Source organism: Providencia sp. JGM181 (assembly GCF_018257375.1).
GTDB lineage: Bacteria > Pseudomonadota > Gammaproteobacteria > Enterobacterales > Enterobacteriaceae > Providencia > Providencia lanzhouensis.
Genome location: NZ_JAERJY010000010.1, coordinates 20291 through 40093 on the forward strand (window position 1 = coordinate 20291; position 19803 = coordinate 40093).

Consider the following 19803-nt stretch of genomic DNA (forward strand, 5'->3'; position numbering starts at 1 on the left):
GAGTCGGTAGCATGGGATTCGTGGAGGCATAACCCCAATTACTTATATACAGAGGTATAAAATGGCAACTGTTTCCATGCGCGATATGTTACAAGCGGGCGTTCACTTTGGTCACCAGACTCGTTACTGGAACCCTAAAATGAAACCTTTCATTTTCGGCGCTCGTAACAAAGTTCATATCATCAACTTGGAAAAGACTGTTCCAATGTTCAACGAAGCTCTGGCTGAGTTGACTAAAATTGCTTCTCGTAAAGGCAAGATTCTGTTTGTTGGTACTAAACGTGCTGCAAGCGAAGCCGTTCAAGAAGCTGCTGGAAGCTGTGATCAATATTTCGTAAACCACCGTTGGTTAGGTGGGATGCTGACTAACTGGAAAACTGTTCGTCAGTCAATCAAACGTCTGAAAGATCTGGAAGTTCAGTCACAAGACGGTACTTTCGACAAACTGACCAAGAAAGAAGCGCTGATGCGTACTCGTGAACTTGGTAAGTTAGAAAACAGCTTAGGCGGTATCAAAGATATGGGCGGTTTACCAGACGCTCTGTTCGTTATCGATGCAGACCACGAACACATTGCTATCAAAGAAGCTAACAACCTGGGTATCCCAGTATTCGCTATCGTTGATACTAACTCTGATCCAGACGGTATCGACTTCGTTATCCCTGGTAACGACGATGCAATCCGTGCAATCAAACTGTATCTGGGCGCTGTTGCAAACACCGTTCGTGAAGGTCGTTCACAAGATCTGGCTGTTCAAGCAGAAGAAAGCTTAGTAGAAGCTGAATAATAAGGCAAAAGCCCTTATTAACCAGGTATTGCTATATATTGGTTAGAAGGGGCCTACTTAGGCCCCTTTTGTCTCTGTGAATCAGAATTATCCTTGTGGGAAAGTCCCGTGAGGCATATCGAGGAATAAATCACATGTCTGGAATTACCGCTGCATTGGTAAAAGAACTGCGCGAACGTACTGGCGCAGGTATGATGGAATGTAAAAAAGCATTAGTTGAAGCTAACGGCGACATCGAATTAGCAATCGACAACATGCGTAAATCAGGTCAAGCGAAAGCTGCTAAAAAAGCAGGCCGTGTTGCTGCTGAAGGCGTTATCCTGACTGAAGTTTTCAACGACGGTAAAACTGGTGCGCTGATCGAACTGAACTGCGAAACTGACTTCGTTGCTAAAGATGCTGGTTTCTTAGCATTCGGTAAAGAAGTTTTAGCTTCAGTTGTTGCTGATAAAAACGCTGACATCGACGCTCTGAAAGCAAAATTCGAAGAAGCACGTACAGCTTTAGTTGCGAAAATTGGTGAAAACATCAATATCCGTCGCGTTGCTATTCTGGAAGGCGCACAAGTAGGTAGCTACCTGCACGGCGCTCGTATCGGTGTTCTGGTTGCTGGCGAAGGCGCAGATGAAGAACTGCTGAAACACATCGCTATGCACATTGCTGCAAGCAAGCCAGAATATGTAACTCCAGAAAACGTTCCAGCTGACGTTGTTGCTCACGAGCACCAAATTCAGTTAGACATCGCTATGCAATCTGGTAAACCACGCGAAATCGCTGAAAAAATGGTTATCGGTCGCATGAACAAATTCACTGGCGAAATCTCTCTGACTGGCCAGCCTTTCGTAATGGATCCAAGCAAATCTGTTGGTGACTTACTGAAAGAAAAAGGTGCTAACGTAACTAACTTCATCCGCTTTGAAGTTGGTGAAGGTATCGAGAAAGTTGAAACTGACTTCGCAGCAGAAGTTGCTGCAATGAGCAAGTAATCAACGAAAAGGGCCGCCGATTGGCGGCCTTTCTTTAATACACTGCATATTTCAAGCTGCATGCATTCGCCTCTTTTAGTGTAGCGATTCAACTTCCTGCAACTTGAACTATTTTTGTGTAGCATTCTGTATCAAATACATTTTTCGGCATATAGAGCGAGGCTCTATATGTATGACTCCAATAATGACCTGTTAGGACACAACTCATGGCAACCAATGCAAAACCCGTTTATCAGCGTATTCTGCTTAAACTAAGTGGCGAGGCTCTACAAGGTGCAGAAGGTTTTGGTATCGATGCTAGCGTTTTAGATCGTATGGCTCAGGAAATCAAAGAACTTATAGAACTGGGTATACAGGTCGGTGTGGTTATTGGTGGTGGTAACTTGTTCCGTGGTGCCGGTCTGGCACAAGCAGGCATGAACCGCGTTGTTGGTGACCATATGGGTATGCTGGCAACCGTGATGAATGGTCTGGCAATGCGTGATGCGCTGCACCGTGCATACGTAAACGCAAGACTGATGTCTGCGATTCCACTCAATGGCGTGTGTGACAACTATAGCTGGGCTGAAGCTATCAGCTTACTGCGTCACGGCCGTGTGGTTATCTTCTCTGCGGGAACAGGAAATCCATTCTTCACAACGGACTCAGCAGCTTGCTTACGCGGTATTGAAATTGAAGCTGATGTTGTACTGAAAGCCACAAAAGTTGATGGCGTTTACTCGTCAGATCCTGCCAAAGATCCTGATGCCGTTCTGTATGAAAACCTGAATTATCAAGAAGTTCTTGAGCGTGAATTGAAAGTTATGGATTTAGCTGCATTTACGCTAGCACGCGATCACAACCTGCCAATTCGTGTTTTCAACATGAATAAGCCAGGCGCATTACGCCGTGTTGTGATGGGTGAAAATGAAGGAACTCTGATTTCTCACAATTAATACTCAGAGACATGACCTGAGTTTGAATGTATTATCTAACATAAATTCAGACAATTTAAGCGAGGCTGCTTTGCGGCCTTTAATAACAAGTTCTTAAGGGTTGATAACGTGATTAACGAAATCCAAAAAGATGCTCAAGACCGTATGGAAAAGAGCCTTGAAGCACTAAAAAGTCAAATCAGCAAAGTTCGTACTGGCCGCGCTTCTCCAAGCCTGTTAGACGGCATCTCTGTTGAATATTACGGTTCAGCAACGCCTCTGCGTCAATTAGCTAACGTGACTGTTGAAGATTCACGTACATTAGCAATTTCTGTTTTTGACCGTAGCATGTCACCTGCAATTGAAAAAGCGATCATGGCGTCTGACTTAGGTCTGAACCCATCTTCAGCAGGTACTGTTATCCGCGTTCCACTTCCTCCATTAACGGAAGAGCGTCGTAAAGACTTAATCAAAGTGGTTCGTGGTGATGCTGAGCAAGGTCGTATCGCAATTCGTAACGTCCGCCGTGACGCGAACGATAAAGTTAAAGCTTTACTGAAAGACAAAGAAATCAGTGAAGATGACGAGCGCCGTTCACAGGATGACATCCAAAAGCTGACTGATAACTTCATCAAAAAAGTGGATGAAGCATTAGCTCAGAAAGAAGCGGAGCTGATGGAGTTTTAATCCATCTTGATAATAAAGCCATCTGAACACATTTTTTAAAAGTGTGCTTTAGTATGGCTTTATTATTTATCATTTCTATTAAACAATCCTTTCTCATCACTAAGCTGATATAATCTCAGTATTGAATTAATACAGAGTATCTGATCACTATGAAACGTCTTACTATCCTGGGTTCTACAGGTTCAATCGGTACAAGTACACTTTCTGTTGTTCGTCAAAATCCTGATAAATTCCAAATTCTTGCATTAGTCGCAGGTAAAAATGTGACTGAGATGGCAAGCCAATGCCTTGAATTTAATCCTAGATATGTCTCAATGGCTGACGAAAGCGCAGCGAAAGCGTTACGTACTATTTTGACGGAAAATAACTGCAAAACAGAAGTTTTATCTGGTACAGAGTCTGCGATTGAACTTGCTGGATTAGATGAAGCGGATCAAGTGATGTCTGCTATTACTGGTGTGGCGGGGCTACTCCCAACGTTGTCAGCCATCCGCAAAGGGAAAAGAATATTATTAGCGAATAAAGAGTCTCTGATTACCAGTGGCCGTTTATTCTTTAATGCGATTCGAGAGCATCAAGCGACAGTTTTCCCGATTGATAGCGAGCATAATGCGATTTTCCAAAGCTTACCAGAAGAGATTCAATTGAATTTAGGCTTTGCCGACCTGACGGCTTCAGGGATTTCCAGCATTGTATTAACTGGGTCTGGTGGACCATTTAGAGACACGCCTTTATCTTATTTTGACCAGGTGACACCTGATGAGGCATGTAATCATCCTAATTGGTCAATGGGGCGCAAAATCTCGGTAGACTCCGCGACTATGATGAATAAAGGTCTAGAATATATCGAGGCCTGCTATTTCTTTAATGCGAACGAAAAGCAGATGGAAGTGATTATTCACCCTCAATCTGTGATCCACTCTATGGTTCGCTACCGTGATGGTAGTGTTATCGCTCAGTTAGGTACACCGGACATGCGCACACCAATTTCGTACAGCATGGCCTATCCTCAGCGCATTATGTCGGGCGCTAAGCCATTGGATTTTACTACGTTATCTTCGCTGACTTTTGTTGAGCCTGATTACCAACGTTATCCTTGCCTGAAACTGGCTATCGATGCATGTCACCAAGGGCAAGCCGCTACCACCGTATTAAATGGTGCGAATGAAATTACTGTCGGTGCATTTTTAGAAGAGAAAATTCGCTTTACGGATATTGCAAAAATCAATCACAAGATTATGGATAAATTAGATTTTTCGGAACCCACGTCTATTGATGAGGTCTTAGAAATCGATGCTTGTGCTCGTCGTGAAGCAGCTCAGCTAATTGCTCAAGAATTTTAATCTTGATATGTGATTTATTTAGTTGCTGATAACTATAATATATCTTTAATATGTGGCGTGTTGAGAATAGAAAGCTTATCAACAATAAGCATATTAAGGATGTGTCTTATCAGCAATTATAATCATAAGAGTTATGATTGAGCCGGATTTCCCAAGTAGTACAGACAAGGATTAACATTTAATGAACTCTAGTGGTGAAAATCTCTCTGATTCTATGATGCCTAAGCATGTTGCCATCATTATGGATGGTAATGGGCGATGGGCAAAACAGAGAGGAAAATTCAGAATTACTGGTCATCGAGCAGGTGTTGAATCTGTACGTAGTTCTGTGCGTTTTGCAGTAAAGAATAATATTCGTTCCCTGACACTTTACGCATTCAGCAGTGAAAATTGGAAAAGACCAGAAAAAGAAGTCAGTTCGTTGATGGATCTGTTTGTTTTTGCATTAGATAATGAAGTCAAAAACCTGCATAAAAATAACGTAAAACTGAAAATTATTGGTGATGTTAACCGCTTTAGTGAAACCTTAAGAAAAAGAATTGATAAAGCGGAAGCATTAACCGCAGGTAACACAGGTTTACAACTGAATATTGCCGCTAACTACGGTGGACGCTGGGATATTGTTAATAGCGTTAAACAAGTTTATGAAAAAGTGAGTCGTGGTGAGTTATCTATTGATGACGTAACTGAAAGTACGATTAGCGACCATGTTTGTATGCATGACCAAGAGTGTGTCGATTTGGTGATCCGTACAGGTGGAGAACATCGCATTAGTAATTTCTTGTTATGGCAGGTTGCTTATGCGGAATTTTATTTCACCAACGTTTTATGGCCAGATTTTGATGAAATGGTGTTTCAGGATGCAGTCGATGCTTTTAGCAAGCGAGAACGGCGCTATGGTGGAGCAGAATCAGATGACGAACTCGTCAAATAAAAGGGGATGGATGTGCTGAAGTATCGTTTACTCACTGCGGTGATTTTAATTCCAATTGTTATTGCTGCACTTTTTTTACTGTCCCCAGCAAATTTCGGTTTTGTGGTGATAGCAGTCTGTGCGTTGGGCGCATGGGAATGGGCGCAATTTGCGGGATGGCATTCACAAACTAAACGTATCGGTTTAGCAGTTGTATTTGCGGCGGTATTACTCGCAATTCAATTTTCTTTACCAGACATGACCGCACTTTCAAGTTCTCCGTTTATTTTATATAGCCTCTGGGCGGGCTTAATCTGGTGGATTGCCGCCATTTTATTGGTTGTGACATACCCAGCCTCTGCTTCATGGGGTAAATCGGTCATCATTCGCTTGCTGTTTGGCGTATTAACTATTGTGCCTTTCTATAGTGGCATGATGGTATTAAGAACCATTGGTTACCAAGCTGATACCTCTGTTGGGGCATGGTGGCTACTCTACGTTATGTTACTGGTATGGGGTGCTGATTCCGGTGCTTATGCATTTGGACGTACTATTGGTCGCAATAAAATGGCACCAAAAGTTTCCCCGGGTAAAACATGGGAAGGGTTAATCGGTGGTTTAATTACCGCTGGAATTATCTCATGGTTATTTAGCTTATATGCGCCAATCCCAGCAATGCCAGATTATTTACTAGTGACTTCAATTATTGTTGTTGTAGTATCTGTGTTCGGTGACTTAACAGAGAGTATGTTTAAGCGCCAATCCGGTATTAAAGACAGTAGTCATTTAATTCCAGGTCACGGTGGAATACTCGATAGAATTGATAGCCTAACTGCGGCAATCCCTGTATTTGCAGGGCTGAATTTGTTAGTTTTTAACGGTTTTGGTCTTTAGGAAGATTAATGGGATTTATTTGGAGCTTAGCGGCGTTTATTATTGCGATTGGTGTGCTGATTACGGTGCACGAATTCGGGCATTATTGGGTCGCGCGCCGTTGCGGTGTTTATGTTGAAAAGTTCTCTATAGGGTTTGGTAAAACGCTATGGCGTAAAGTCGATAAACATGGGACAGAGTTTGTTTTAGCGCTGATCCCGCTTGGTGGCTACGTCAAAATGCTCGATGAGCGTGTTGGTGAAGTAAGCCCAGAACGCCGTCATTTAGCTTTCAATAATAAGACCGTTGGACAACGTGCCGCCATTATCAGCGCGGGGCCTCTTGCGAACTTTTTGCTCGCTATTGTTGTCTACTGGATTGTCTTTATGATTGGGATTCCGTCTGTTCGCCCAGTCATTGATAGCATTAAGCCAAATTCCATTGCTGCTGAGGCAAATTTTGAGCCTCAAATGGAACTAAAATCGATAGACGGTATCGAAACACCTGATTGGAATTCAGTTCGTTTAGCGCTAGTGAGTAAAATTGGTGATAGGGAATTTACTGCACAAGTTTTACCTCAAGGATATAATGAGCCGGTTTCTAAAACAGTAGATTTAAGCGCATGGCAGTTTGACCCTGAAAAGCAGGATCCTATTTTATCAATAGGGATTATGCCAGTGTCTGCGAAGGTTGACCCAGTCATCCATAAAGTGACGGAAGGCTTAGCGGGCGAGCGTGCCGGTTTAAAACCGGGAGATAGAATTATCAGTGTCAACGGAGAGCTTCTGGATACGTGGAATCCAGTGACGAGAATAATCCGAAATAATCCGGGGACACCATTAAAATTAGCCGTACAACGTAATTCGACATTGATTGATTTAACCTTGGTTCCTGATGTTCAGGAAGGCAAAAAAGGTGAGCGTTTTGGTGTTGCAGGTGTCGAACTAACTGTATTACCGCTAGCTGATGAATATAAAATAGTGCAGCAATACAACCCTATATCTGCACTGTTTCAAGCTAGCGACAAGACTTGGCAGTTAATGAAACTGACAGTCAATATGATGGGTAAACTGGTTGTTGGGGATGTCAAACTCAATAACTTGAGCGGGCCGGTATCTATCGCAAAAGGTGCGGGGGTTTCGGCGGAGTCAGGCTTGGTATATTATCTGATGTTTATTGCGCTGATTAGCGTGAACTTAGGCATCATCAATCTATTTCCATTGCCTGTGTTAGATGGGGGGCACTTACTCTTCTTATTAATTGAAAAAATTAAAGGGAGTCCAGTGTCTGAGCGAGTACAAGACTTTAGTTTTCGAATTGGTGCAATGGCATTGATTCTGTTAATGGGACTTGCACTTTTTAATGATTTCTCTCGCTTCTAATTTTGTAAGCTTGGGACCAGTAAGGAATACGCATAACAACGATGGCGATGAAAAAGTTGCTCATAGCGTCGCTGCTTTTAGGTAGCGCCACTGCATACGGTTCAGACGGATTCGTAGTTAAAGACATTCGTTTCGAAGGTCTACAACGCGTCGCCGTTGGTGCAGCATTATTGAACATGCCTGTCAGGGTCGGGGATTCAATCGATAACGAAGATATCAGTCGTTCGATTCGTTCGCTATTCTCTACAGGTAACTTCGAAGATGTTAGGGTCCTGCGTGATGGAAATACGCTGATCGTTCAAGTTAAAGAACGACCAACCATCGCGAGTATCACTTTTACAGGTAACAAATCTGTAAAAGATGACATGCTAAAGCAGAACTTGGAAGCATCCAATGTCCGTGTGGGTGAAGCATTAGACCGCACTAAAATTGCGAATATTGAAAAAGGTTTAGAGGACTTTTACTACAGTGTTGGTAAATACAATGCGACAGTAAAAGCGGTGGTCACGCCATTACCACGTAACCGCGTGGATTTAAAATTTGTGTTCTCTGAAGGCGTGTCTGCAAAAATCCAGCAGATCAACATTGTGGGTAATAAAAATTACTCAACAGCGGAATTGGTGAACAAGCTCCAATTACGTGATGATGTGCCATGGTGGAACCTAGCGGCTGACCAAAAATATCAAAAACAAAAATTGGCGGGTGACTTAGAAACCCTGCGCAGTTTCTACCTTGATCGTGGTTATGCACGTTTCAATATCGACTCAACGCAAGTGAGTCTGACACCAGACAAGAAAGATATCTACATTACGATTAATGTCACTGAAGGAGATCAATATAAGATTTCTGGCGTGGACGTTAATGGTAATACGGCAGAGCATTTAGCGGATATCCAAGAGCTGATCACTATCACACCAGGTGAGTTATACAATGGTGCGCAAGTGACTCAGATGGAAAACCAAATTAAAGACCTGTTTGGTCGTTATGGTTACGCTTATCCGCGCGTAATGACTCAGCCTGAAATTAATGACGCTGACAAGACCGTTAAACTGCATGTTAACGTTGATGCAGGTAACCGTTTCTATGTTCGCCAAATTCGTTTCCAAGGCAACGATACCAGTAAAGATTCCGTTTTACGCCGTGAAATGCGTCAAATGGAAGGTGCTTGGTTAGGTAACGATTTAGTTGAATTAGGTAAAGAGCGTCTGAACCGTACTGGTTTCTTCGAAACTGTTGATGTTGAAACTCAGCGCATTCCGGGTAGCCCAGACCAAGTTGATGTTATCTATAAGGTTAAAGAACGTAACACTGGTTCAATGAACTTTGGTGTTGGTTTCGGTACTGAAAGTGGCGTTAGCTTCCAAGTTGGTGTAACTCAGGATAACTGGTTGGGTACAGGTAATGCGGTTGGTATTAACGCCAGCCGAAATGACTACTCAACAAACGTAGAGTTTTCAATGACAGACCCTTACTTTACTGTAAACGGTGTGAGTCTGGGTGGACGTATTTTCTATAACGACTTTAGTGCGAAAGATGCGGACTTATCTGGCTATAACAACAAAACGTATGGTTTAGATAGCACATTAAGCTTCCCATTCAATGAAAATAACTCCTTCCGTATTGGTGCGGGTTATGTTCATAACGACCTGTCTGACATGCGTGCGCAAGCTGCAATGTGGGACTATCTACAATCTATGGGTGAAAACCCACCGGTGACTAAAGATGGTCGTAACAAAGAAAGCTTCAGAGCTGATGACTTTACGCTAAACTTAGGTTGGACATATAACTCCTTAAACCGTGGTTTCTTCCCAACATCGGGTAACAAAACCAGTGTTTCAGGCAAAATTACTGTCCCAGGTTCTGATAACGAATACTACAAACTGCGTTTTGATACTGCCCAATATCTCCCATTGAATGATGATGAAACATGGGTTGTGTTAGGTCGCGCGCAGGCGGGTTATGGTGATGGTATTGGTAGCAAACAAATGCCATTCTATGAGAACTTCTATGCAGGGGGTTCTAGCACTATCCGTGGTTTCCGTTCAAATAACATCGGTCCGAAAGCTGTATATCTGAAGAATGTAGATGGCAAAGATGGTCCTGAGCCAGGTAGCCCATCTAGCGATGCGGTTGGTGGTAACGCGATGTATGCAGGTTCATTTGAGCTGATTACACCAACGCCATTTATCGACGAAAAATATGCGAATACGATCCGTACATCTCTGTTTGTAGATGCGGGAACCGTATGGGATACCAACTGGAACAGTATTAACCCAGCATGGCGTGCAGGTATGCCTGACTACGGTACAGCAACTAACGTCCGTGTTTCTACGGGTATTGCTTTACAGTGGATTTCGCCACTTGGACCTCTGGTCTTCTCCTATGCGCAACCTATCAAGGATTACGAAGGCGACAAATCAGAACAGTTCCAATTTAATATTGGTAGAACTTGGTAATAATTCAGTCTCTATCGAAATCAGCCCTCATAAAATAATGAGGGCTACCAAAATTTCCAGCCATAAGAATGGGTTAAGGAGTTTAGTGTGAAAAAATTGTTGTGTGCAGCGGGTGTGAGTATTGCTTTAGCAATGTCTGCGGGTGCGTATGCTGAAAAAATCGCTATCGTTAATGTTGGCGAAGTTTTCCAGAACATGCCTGCTCGTGAAGCCGTTGCTAAACAGCTTGAGAGTGAATTCAAAAGCCGTGCTACTGAACTGCAGAATCTGGAAAAAGATCTGCAATCACGCGTAGAAAAACTGCGTCGTGACGGTGCGACTATGAGCACTAGCGATCGTGAAAAGCAGGAAAAAGAATTAATCACTAAACGTGACCAGTTCGCTGAAAAAGCTCAGAAATTTGAAGAAGACAATCGTCGTCGTCAAGCTGAAGAGCGTAATAAAATCCTGAGCCGTATCCAAGATTCTATTAAATCTGTTGCAGCGAAAGAAGGCTATGATGTTGTTATCGATGCAAACGCAGTTGCGTATGCAAAAGATGGTATCGATATCACCAGTCAGGTTCAAAAACAGGTTAAATAATAGATGTCTTCAATTCGATTAGCTGACCTTGCTCAGCAGTTGAATGCACAGTTACACGGTGATGGCGATATCGTCATCACCGGTATTGCACCGATGTATTCAGCGAATAATCAGCAGATTACTTTTTTATCTGATAGCCGTTACAGCGATAAGTTGGCAGATTGCCAAGCTGCTGCTGTGGTATTAACTGAAAAAGATCTGAGTGCTTGTAAGGTTGCTGCACTGGTTGTAGATAATCCTTACCTTGCTTATGCGCACATGGCGCAAATTATGGATACCACTCCAGCCCCTGCTGAGAATATCCATGCGTCAGCGGTCATTGCTGATGATGCCCAGCTTGGTCAGAATGTAGCAATTGGCGCGAATGCCGTTATCGAAAGTGGCGTTGTGCTAGGTGATAACGTTGTGATTGGTGCAGGTTGTTTTATTGGTAAAAATACCCGCATTGGTGCAGGCACCCGTTTATGGGCGAATGTCAGTGTTTACCATCATGTTGAGATTGGGGAAAGTTGCTTAATCCAGTCAGGCACAGTGATCGGTTCTGATGGCTTTGGTTATGCCAATGATCGTGGTAATTGGATCAAGATCCCACAATTAGGTACCGTGATCATCGGATCTCGTGTTGAGATCGGTGCGTGTACAACAATTGACCGTGGCGCATTAGATAACACAGTCATTGGCAATGGCGTTATCATCGATAACCAATGCCAAATTGCGCACAATGTAACAATAGGCGATAATACCGCAGTTGCGGGTGGCGTCATTATGGCTGGTAGTTTAAAAATCGGTCGCTATTGTATGATTGGCGGAGCCAGTGTTATCAATGGTCATATGGAAATCTGTGACAAGGTTACCGTAACAGGTATGGGAATGGTCATGCGACCAATTACTGAGCCAGGAGTTTACTCTTCCGGTATTCCTTTACAGCCGAATAAAGCATGGCGTAAAACCGCAGCTTTAGTCTTAAGCATCAATGAGATGAATAAGCGTCTAAAAACACTTGAACGTGAATTAGATAGCCAAAATCAAAAAAATCAGTAATTATTTGGTAATTCAAGCTAAAATAGTTTCTTGAGTTACGTTTTTTCCGGCCTGCCTGTTAACTCGCTATTGAGTTAAAGCGGGCCGATTCATTAATTAAATAGCATTAATAGACAGGAAGAGTATTTCGATGAGTGATAATCATACTCTGAATATAGAAGAAATCTTAGAACTACTTCCGCACCGTTACCCATTCCTTTTGGTTGACCGTGTATTGGATTTTGAAGAAGGTAAATCTTTGCGCGCGGTAAAGAACGTCTCTTTTAACGAGCCATTCTTTCAGGGACATTTCCCTAGCAAACCAATTTTCCCGGGTGTTTTAATTTTAGAAGCAATGGCTCAGGCTACGGGTATCCTTGCATTTAAAAGCGTAGGCAAACTTGAACCCGGCGAGCTGTATTATTTTGCAGCGATTGATAACGCACGCTTTAAACGTCCAGTTCTGCCAGGAGATCAAATGATCCTGGAAGTTGAATTTATCAAAGAACGTCGCGGTGTTGCACGTTTTAAAGGTGTAGCAAAAGTTGATGGAGAAGTGGCCTGCGAAGCAGAAATGATGTGCGCCCGTCGTCGTGAGGTCTGATATGATTGACAAAACTGCCTATGTTCATCCCTCATCTATTGTAGAAGATGGAGCTGTTATTGGTGCCAATGTACGCATTGGTCCTTTTTGCTATATCGGCGCTAATGTTGAAATTGGTGAAGGTACTGAGCTGAAATCTCACGTTGTTGTAAACGGACACACGAAAATTGGTCGTGACAACGTTATTTTTCAATTTGCTTCGATTGGTGAAATTAACCAAGACCTGAAATACCAAGGTGAGCCAACTCGCGTTGAGATTGGCGACCGTAACCGCATCCGTGAAAGTGTGACTATCCACCGTGGAACCACACAAGGCGGTGACCTAACTAAAATTGGTAATGATAACTTACTGATGGTTAACGTCCATATTGCGCATGACTGCATCATTGGTAACCGCTGTATTATCGCGAATAACGGAACGTTAGGTGGTCACGTCACTCTTGGTGATTTCGCTATTATTGGTGGCATGACTGCGGTGCATCAATTCTGTCAGATTGGTGCGCACGTAATGGTCGGTGGATGCTCTGGTGTTGCACAAGACGTACCTCCATACGTTATTGCACAGGGCAACCATGCAACTCCATTTGGTTTAAACCTTGAAGGTTTAAAACGCCGTGGTTTTGAAAAAGAATCTCTGCACGCTATTCGTAACGCCTACAAAACGTTATACCGCTCAGGGAAGTCTTTGGAAGAAGCACGTGAAGAAATTGCTGAAATGGCAAAAACTGACGAACACGTCAAAGTATTTAGTGATTTCTTAGAAGACTCAGCACAATCTAAGCGCGGAATTATTCGTTAATTTTTGCTGCTGCAGATGAATACAAGAAAAGGCCTTTAATAAGGAGCGAATTTTGGTGAATAGCAACCGCCCACTTACTATTGGCCTTGTTGCCGGAGAAACCTCTGGTGATATCTTAGGCGCAGGACTTATCCGCGCCTTAAAACAACAAGTCCCCAATGCCCGTTTTGTCGGTGTTGCAGGTCCTCTCATGCAAGCAGAAGGTTGTGAAGCTTGGTATGAAATGGAAGAGCTCGCCGTCATGGGGATTGTTGAAGTCCTTGGTCGTTTACCTCGTTTATTATCCATCCGTAAAGATTTAACTCAGCGTTTTACTGAGTTACAACCTGATGTGTTTGTTGGCATTGATGCGCCTGATTTCAATATCACCCTTGAAGGTCGCTTAAAATCAAAAGGCATTAAAACCATTCATTATGTCAGCCCATCTGTTTGGGCATGGCGCCAAAAGCGCGTATTCAAAATTGGTCGCTCCACAAATTTAGTCTTAGCATTTCTCCCATTTGAGAAAGCATTTTATGACCGTTTTGATGTCCCTTGCCGTTTTATTGGGCACACCATGGCGGATTCAATCCCCTTAAACCCTGATAAACAGGCTGCGCGTGAACGTTTAAATATCCCCGTAACTGCAAAATGTTTAGCATTGTTACCAGGAAGTCGCCATTCTGAAGTCGAAATGCTTAGCGCTGATTTCTTAAAAACCGCTACACTATTAAGTAGCCACTTTGCCGATCTACATATTGTCGTGCCTCTGGTAAATCAGAAACGCCGCCAGCAATTCGATGAAATAAAACAACAGGTTGCTCCAGAGTTGAATGTCCATATTTTGGATGGACAGGCTCGCGATGCAATGACTGCGGCAGATGCGACATTACTCGCTTCAGGCACCGCTGCCTTAGAATGTATGCTAACCAAATGCCCAATGGTAGTGGGTTATCGCATGAAGCCTTTCACATTCTGGCTTGCCAAGCGCTTAGTCAAAACGCCTTATGTTTCTTTGCCAAATTTATTGGCAGGGAAAGAAATCGTGAAAGAATTACTCCAAGAAGAGTGCCAGCCACAGCAGCTTGCAGACCAGTTACTTCCATTGTTGGAAGGCGGAAAGCAAGTGGACGCGCTGAAGGAAACTTTCTTACAATTGCATCAATTGATTCGTTGTGATGCAGACCAACAAGCCGCTGATGCTGTATTAGATTTGGTTAGAAAATAATGGAATTTATATACCCGAAAGCCAACTTAATTGCTGGCGTTGATGAAGTGGGGCGCGGGCCGCTTGTCGGTGCTGTCGTGACCGCTGCTGTGATTTTAGACCCCAACAATCCGATTGAAGGACTTGCCGACTCGAAAAAACTCAGCGAAAAAAAGCGTGAAAAGCTGTTCGATGAGATCAAAGAAAAAGCACTGTGTTGGTGTATTGGTCGTGCAGAACCTGAGGAAATTGACCAACTCAACATATTGCATGCGACTATGTTGGCAATGCAAAGAGCGGTAGAAGGCCTTTCAATTCAACCAGAATTCGTCTTAGTGGATGGCAACCGCTGCCCTAAATTGACCATGCCATCACAGGCTGTTGTCAAAGGTGATAGTTTAGTCCAAGAGATCAGCGCTGCATCAATTCTGGCTAAAGTTATTCGAGATAGAGAAATGGTCGAGCTTGATAAAGCGTTCCCTGAATATGGTTTTGCGAAACACAAAGGCTATCCTACAGCGTATCATTTAGAAAAATTAGCTGAGTTTGGCGCTACCGAGTTTCACCGTAAAAGCTTCGCGCCTGTAAGACGTGCGTTAGACATTAAATAGTCGGCATAAGAAAAATAGGTATAAAGTTAATGGCTTCTCCTCGTTTTATTCATCTACGTGTTCACAGTGACTACTCCATGATTGATGGGCTGGCAAAAACCGGCCCATTAGTGAAAAAAGTCGCCGCCATGGGCATGCCTGCATTTGCCATCACGGATTTTACTAACCTTTGTGGGTTAGTGAAGTTTTATGGTGCGGCTCATGGTGCAGGTATTAAGCCAATCATTGGGGCTGATTTTTATATGGAAAGTGAGCAACTTGGTGATGAGGTTGCTCACTTAACGGTTCTGGCTCGCAACAATGAAGGCTATCAAAACCTCACCTTACTTATCTCCGAAGCTTACCAAAAAGGCTATGGCGCAATTGGTCCAACTATCCATCGCGATTGGCTCATCAAACATAAAGAGGGTTTGATCCTACTATCAGGCGGTCGAAAAGGGGATGTGGGGCAGTTTCTACTCCGCGGTAACCAAGCATTAGTGGATGAGAGCTTAGCGTTCTACCAAACCCACTTTCCTGATGCTTACTATCTTGAGCTTATTCGTACTGGGCGACCAGATGAAGAGAGCTACCTACATGCTGCTGTCGAATTAGCAACTCAGCGTGGTCTGCCTGTAGTGGCAACCAACGATGTCTGTTTCATTGAAAGCAGTGACTTTGATGCCCATGAAATTCGTGTCGCTATTCATGATGGATTCACGTTAGCCGATCCGAAGCGTCCAAAAAATTATAGTCCTCAGCAATACTTACGTACTGAAGAAGAGATGTGCGAGCTGTTTGCCGACATCCCTGAAGCATTAGAAAATAGTGTAGAGATTGCTAAGCGCTGTAACGTCACTATTCGTCTTGGTGAATATTTCCTACCGAAATTCCCGACTGGGGATATGGAAACGGAAGACTTTCTGGTCATGCGTTCAAAAGAAGGTCTGGAAGAGCGCCTTAAATTCTTATTCCCAGATGAAAAAGTCCGAGCAGAAAGACGCCCTGAATATGATGAACGTTTAGAAATCGAACTCAATGTTATCAACCAGATGGGATTCCCTGGCTACTTCTTGATCGTAATGGAATTTATCCAATGGTCGAAAGATAATGGTGTTCCTGTTGGTCCAGGGCGAGGCTCAGGTGCGGGCTCTTTAGTGGCTTATGCACTAAAAATCACTGACTTAGATCCACTTGAACTTGACCTGCTGTTTGAGCGTTTCTTGAACCCAGAGCGGGTTTCAATGCCAGACTTTGACGTTGACTTCTGCATGGAAAAACGTGACCAAGTTATTGACCACGTTGCTCAAATGTATGGGCGAGACGCGGTATCCCAGATTATTACCTTTGGTACGATGGCAGCAAAAGCTGTTATTCGTGACGTTGGACGTGTACTGGGGCATCCATATGGTTTCGTTGATAGAATTTCTAAACTGGTTCCCCCTGATCCAGGAATGACCCTTGAAAAAGCCTTTGAAGCAGAACCGCAACTGCCTGAAATTTATGAAGCAGATGAAGAGGTTAAAGCGCTAATCGATATGGCGCGTAAGCTTGAAGGGGTAACGCGTAACGCCGGTAAGCACGCCGGTGGGGTAGTTATTGCACCAACTAAAATTACGGATTTTGCACCGCTTTATTGCGATGCTGAAGGTAATAACCCCGTAACACAATTCGATAAAAACGATGTCGAATATGCAGGCTTGGTAAAATTCGACTTCCTAGGTCTGCGTACGCTGACCATTATTAACTGGGCATTGGAGATGATCAATGCCCGTCGAGCCAAGAAAAATTTAGAACCGATTGATATTGCAGCTATTCCTTTACAGGATAAGAAAAGCTTCGATATGTTGCAGCGCTCGGAAACCACGGCGGTATTCCAATTAGAATCCCGAGGAATGAAGGATCTGATTAAACGCCTGCAACCGGACTGTTTTGAAGATATGATCGCTCTGGTGGCGTTATTCCGCCCAGGTCCGCTGCAATCGGGGATGGTAGATAACTTTATCGACCGTAAACATGGTCGTGAAGAGATCTCATATCCTGATGTAAATTGGCAGCACGAATCATTAAAACCTGTTCTAGAGCCAACTTATGGTATTATCCTATACCAAGAACAGGTTATGCAGATTGCTCAGGTTTTAGCGGGCTATACTCTCGGTGGCGCGGATATGTTGCGTCGAGCGATGGGTAAAAAGAAACCTGAAGAGATGGCAAAACAGCGCTCTGTTTTTGAGGAAGGTTCCATCAAAAATGGGGTAGATGGCGAGTTGTCGATGAAAATCTTTGACTTGGTGGAAAAATTCGCCGGTTATGGGTTTAACAAGTCACACTCCGCTGCCTATGCGCTGGTTTCGTACCAAACATTATGGCTAAAAGCTCACTATCCGGCTGAATTTATGGCTGCAGTAATGACTGCGGATATGGATAACACGGAAAAAGTAGTCGGGCTGGTTGATGAATGTTGGCGTATGGGCTTGAAAGTATTGCCACCAGATATCAATAGTGGGTTATATCACTTCCATGTGAATGATGAAGGTGAGATAGTTTACGGCATCGGCGCAATTAAAGGCGTTGGAGAAGGCCCAATCGAAGCGATTATTGAAGCTCGCCAACAAGGTGGGATCTTTAAAGAAATTTTCGATCTTTGTGCTCGTGTGGATATTAAAAAGATCAACCGCCGCGTGATGGAAAAGCTGATCATGGCAGGGGCATTCGACCATTTAGGCCCTCACCGAGCGGCTTTAATGTCATCCCTTGAAGATGCATTAAAAGCGGCAGATCAGCATGCGAAAGCAGAAGCTATCGGGCAAGGGGATATGTTTGGAGTGCTTGCCGAAGCCCCAGAGCAGGTTGAAAGTTCTTACGCGAGTGTGCCGAAGTGGCCTGAGCAAGTCGTGCTAGAAGGTGAGCGCGAAACTTTGGGTCTCTATTTGACAGGTCACCCAATAACGCGATACTTAAGTGAGATAGAGCGTTATACAAATGGTTTGAGATTGAAAGATGTGAACCCAACCCCTCGTGGTCAAGTGACAACTGTGGTAGGTTTAGTGCTCTCTGCCAAAGTGATCACCACCAAACGTGGAAACCGAATTGGGATTTGCACGCTCGATGATCGTTCCGGTCGTCTGGATATTATGCTATTTTCAGATGCGCTGGATAAATACCAACATATGTTGGAAAAAGACAATATTTTAATTGCCACCGGTCAGGTCAGCTTTGATGATTTCAATGGTGGTAATAAAATGACAGTGCGCGAATTGATGGATATCGGAGAAGCAAGGGAAAAGTATGCGCGCGGCCTTGCAATTTCACTGTCCGATAAACAGATTAACGATCAATTACTGAATCGGCTTCGTAATGCGCTTGAACCTCACCGTTCAGGCACGATACCGGTTCACTTGTATTATCAGAAGGATGATGCCAGAGCTAAGCTTAAGTTTGGCGTTGTTTGGCGTGTAACACCCGTGGATCCCCTTCTGAACGACCTTCGAACTCTGCTGGGTAGTGAGCAGGTAGAATTAGAATTTGACTAAAATAGGAATATTATGAGTCTGGACTTTCTTGATTTTGAACAGCCGATTGCTGAATTAGAGGCGAAAATCGATTCCCTAACTGCAGTTAGCCGTCAAGATAACAACTTAGAAGTCAACCTGGATGAAGAGGTTGCTCGTTTACGTGAAAAAAGTGTTGAACTGACACGTAAGATTTTCTCTGATCTGGGGGCTTGGCAAATTGCTAAACTCGCTCGTCACCCACGTCGTCCATACTCTTTGGACTACATTTCCCGTATTTTTACAGATTACCAAGAGTTAGCGGGTGATCGCGCGTATGCCGATGACAAAGCGATTATTGGTGGTTTAGCTCGTTTAGATGGGCGTCCAGTGATGGTTATTGGTCATCAAAAAGGCCGTGAAACGAAAGAGAAAATTCGCCGTAACTTTGGTATGCCAGCACCAGAAGGCTACCGTAAGGCACTGCGTCTGATGGAAATGGCTGAGCGTTTTAACCTGCCAATTATTACGTTTATTGATACTCCGGGTGCATATCCAGGTGTTGGTGCAGAAGAGCGCGGTCAATCCGAAGCGATTGCACGTAACTTACGTGAAATGTCTCGTTTATCCGTTCCAGTGATCTGTACCGTGATCGGTGAAGGCGGTTCAGGTGGTGCATTAGCGATTGGTGTGGGTGATAAAGTGAATATGCTGCAATACAGCACCTATTCCGTTATCTCACCGGAAGGTTGCGCATCTATTCTGTGGAAAAGTGCTGATAAAGCACCATTAGCGGCTGACGCGATGGGTATTACGGCGCCTCGCTTAAAAGAGCTGAAGCTAATTGATAGCGTGATCCCTGAACCTCTGGGCGGCGCTCATCGTAATTACGATGAAATTGCAGAATCTCTGAAAGCACAAATCACGCAAGACTTGAATGAGTTAGAAACTCTGGATGAAGAAGCACTGAAAAATCGCCGTTATCAACGTCTGATGGGATACGGTTACTGCTAATTAGCTAACCTATTCAGTGTAATCCAGCCTATTTTGAAACGGGAGTCGGTTTAGCCAGCTCCCGTTTTTTATGGCTCATGCTTTAGTTTTCATATTTATTAATCAATGATCATAAGCTTAATTATCCAAATTATCATATTCAAAAATTAGTATTAAAAAATAGAATGTTTTTAATG

At 43.6% G+C, this 19803-nt stretch carries 17 protein-coding genes; all 17 read left to right on the plus strand.

All coding sequences use genetic code 11. The features are described 5' to 3' along the window. Nucleotides 1–61 precede the first annotated feature (61 nt). The 17 genes from rpsB to accA all read left to right on the plus strand — a co-directional run bounded on the left by rpsB (nucleotide 62) and on the right by accA (nucleotide 19627). Nucleotides 62–787, plus strand: coding sequence for a 30S ribosomal protein S2 (gene rpsB, locus JK188_RS03100; RefSeq protein ID WP_036956352.1), 726 nt, complete (start codon nucleotides 62–64; stop codon nucleotides 785–787). A gap of 134 nt (nucleotides 788–921) precedes the next feature. Continuing rightward, on the plus strand, nucleotides 922–1773 hold the full coding sequence (tsf, locus tag JK188_RS03105) for a translation elongation factor Ts (RefSeq protein ID WP_036956353.1): 852 nt from the start codon (nucleotides 922–924) through the stop codon (nucleotides 1771–1773). 206 nt (nucleotides 1774–1979) lie between these two features. Then, nucleotides 1980–2708 (plus strand): UMP kinase, encoded by a 729-nt coding sequence (gene pyrH, locus JK188_RS03110; protein WP_006814045.1) that lies wholly within the window; start codon nucleotides 1980–1982, stop codon nucleotides 2706–2708. A 108-nt stretch (nucleotides 2709–2816) separates the two neighbouring features. Further along, entirely contained in the window at nucleotides 2817–3374 is a 558-nt protein-coding gene (gene frr, locus JK188_RS03115; RefSeq protein WP_036956356.1) for a ribosome recycling factor, read from the plus strand. 149 nt (nucleotides 3375–3523) lie between these two features. Next, complete coding sequence (gene ispC / locus JK188_RS03120) at nucleotides 3524–4717, plus strand: 1-deoxy-D-xylulose-5-phosphate reductoisomerase (RefSeq protein ID WP_211887496.1); 1194 nt, start codon at nucleotides 3524–3526, stop codon at nucleotides 4715–4717. 181 nt (nucleotides 4718–4898) lie between these two features. Then, nucleotides 4899–5651 carry a polyprenyl diphosphate synthase gene (uppS, locus tag JK188_RS03125; protein WP_211887497.1) on the plus strand — a complete coding sequence of 251 codons (753 nt, stop codon included), beginning with the start codon at nucleotides 4899–4901 and terminating at the stop codon, nucleotides 5649–5651. A gap of 6 nt (nucleotides 5652–5657) precedes the next feature. Next, nucleotides 5658–6524 (plus strand): phosphatidate cytidylyltransferase, encoded by an 867-nt coding sequence (cdsA, locus tag JK188_RS03130; RefSeq protein ID WP_211887499.1) that lies wholly within the window; start codon nucleotides 5658–5660, stop codon nucleotides 6522–6524. An 8-nt stretch (nucleotides 6525–6532) separates the two neighbouring features. Next, entirely contained in the window at nucleotides 6533–7885 is a 1353-nt protein-coding gene (gene rseP, locus JK188_RS03135; protein WP_211887501.1) for a sigma E protease regulator RseP, read from the plus strand. Between the two features lie 41 nt (nucleotides 7886–7926). Beyond that, entirely contained in the window at nucleotides 7927–10341 is a 2415-nt protein-coding gene (gene bamA / locus JK188_RS03140; RefSeq protein ID WP_036956363.1) for an outer membrane protein assembly factor BamA, read from the plus strand. A gap of 87 nt (nucleotides 10342–10428) precedes the next feature. After that, nucleotides 10429–10923 (plus strand): molecular chaperone Skp, encoded by a 495-nt coding sequence (skp, locus tag JK188_RS03145; protein ID WP_036956365.1) that lies wholly within the window; start codon nucleotides 10429–10431, stop codon nucleotides 10921–10923. Nucleotides 10924–10926: 3 nt separating this feature from the next. Then, nucleotides 10927–11964 carry a UDP-3-O-(3-hydroxymyristoyl)glucosamine N-acyltransferase gene (gene lpxD, locus JK188_RS03150; protein WP_108478502.1) on the plus strand — a complete coding sequence of 346 codons (1038 nt, stop codon included), beginning with the start codon at nucleotides 10927–10929 and terminating at the stop codon, nucleotides 11962–11964. Nucleotides 11965–12094: 130 nt separating this feature from the next. After that, on the plus strand, nucleotides 12095–12547 hold the full coding sequence (fabZ, locus tag JK188_RS03155) for a 3-hydroxyacyl-ACP dehydratase FabZ (protein ID WP_006658399.1): 453 nt from the start codon (nucleotides 12095–12097) through the stop codon (nucleotides 12545–12547). A gap of 1 nt (nucleotide 12548) precedes the next feature. Continuing rightward, nucleotides 12549–13346 carry an acyl-ACP--UDP-N-acetylglucosamine O-acyltransferase gene (gene lpxA, locus JK188_RS03160; protein ID WP_108478503.1) on the plus strand — a complete coding sequence of 266 codons (798 nt, stop codon included), beginning with the start codon at nucleotides 12549–12551 and terminating at the stop codon, nucleotides 13344–13346. Nucleotides 13347–13398: 52 nt separating this feature from the next. Next, nucleotides 13399–14553, plus strand: coding sequence for a lipid-A-disaccharide synthase (lpxB, locus tag JK188_RS03165; RefSeq protein WP_211887503.1), 1155 nt, complete (start codon nucleotides 13399–13401; stop codon nucleotides 14551–14553). Beyond that, a complete protein-coding gene (rnhB, locus tag JK188_RS03170) occupies nucleotides 14553–15143 on the plus strand; it encodes a ribonuclease HII (protein WP_211887504.1) in 591 nt (196 codons plus the stop codon). The genes lpxB and rnhB overlap by 1 nt, the downstream gene beginning before the upstream one ends. Nucleotides 15144–15172: 29 nt before the next feature. Continuing rightward, entirely contained in the window at nucleotides 15173–18655 is a 3483-nt protein-coding gene (dnaE, locus tag JK188_RS03175) for a DNA polymerase III subunit alpha (protein ID WP_211887506.1), read from the plus strand. Between the two features lie 12 nt (nucleotides 18656–18667). Beyond that, on the plus strand, nucleotides 18668–19627 hold the full coding sequence (gene accA, locus JK188_RS03180) for an acetyl-CoA carboxylase carboxyl transferase subunit alpha (RefSeq protein ID WP_036956378.1): 960 nt from the start codon (nucleotides 18668–18670) through the stop codon (nucleotides 19625–19627). The last annotated feature ends 176 nt before the right edge of the window (nucleotides 19628–19803 follow it).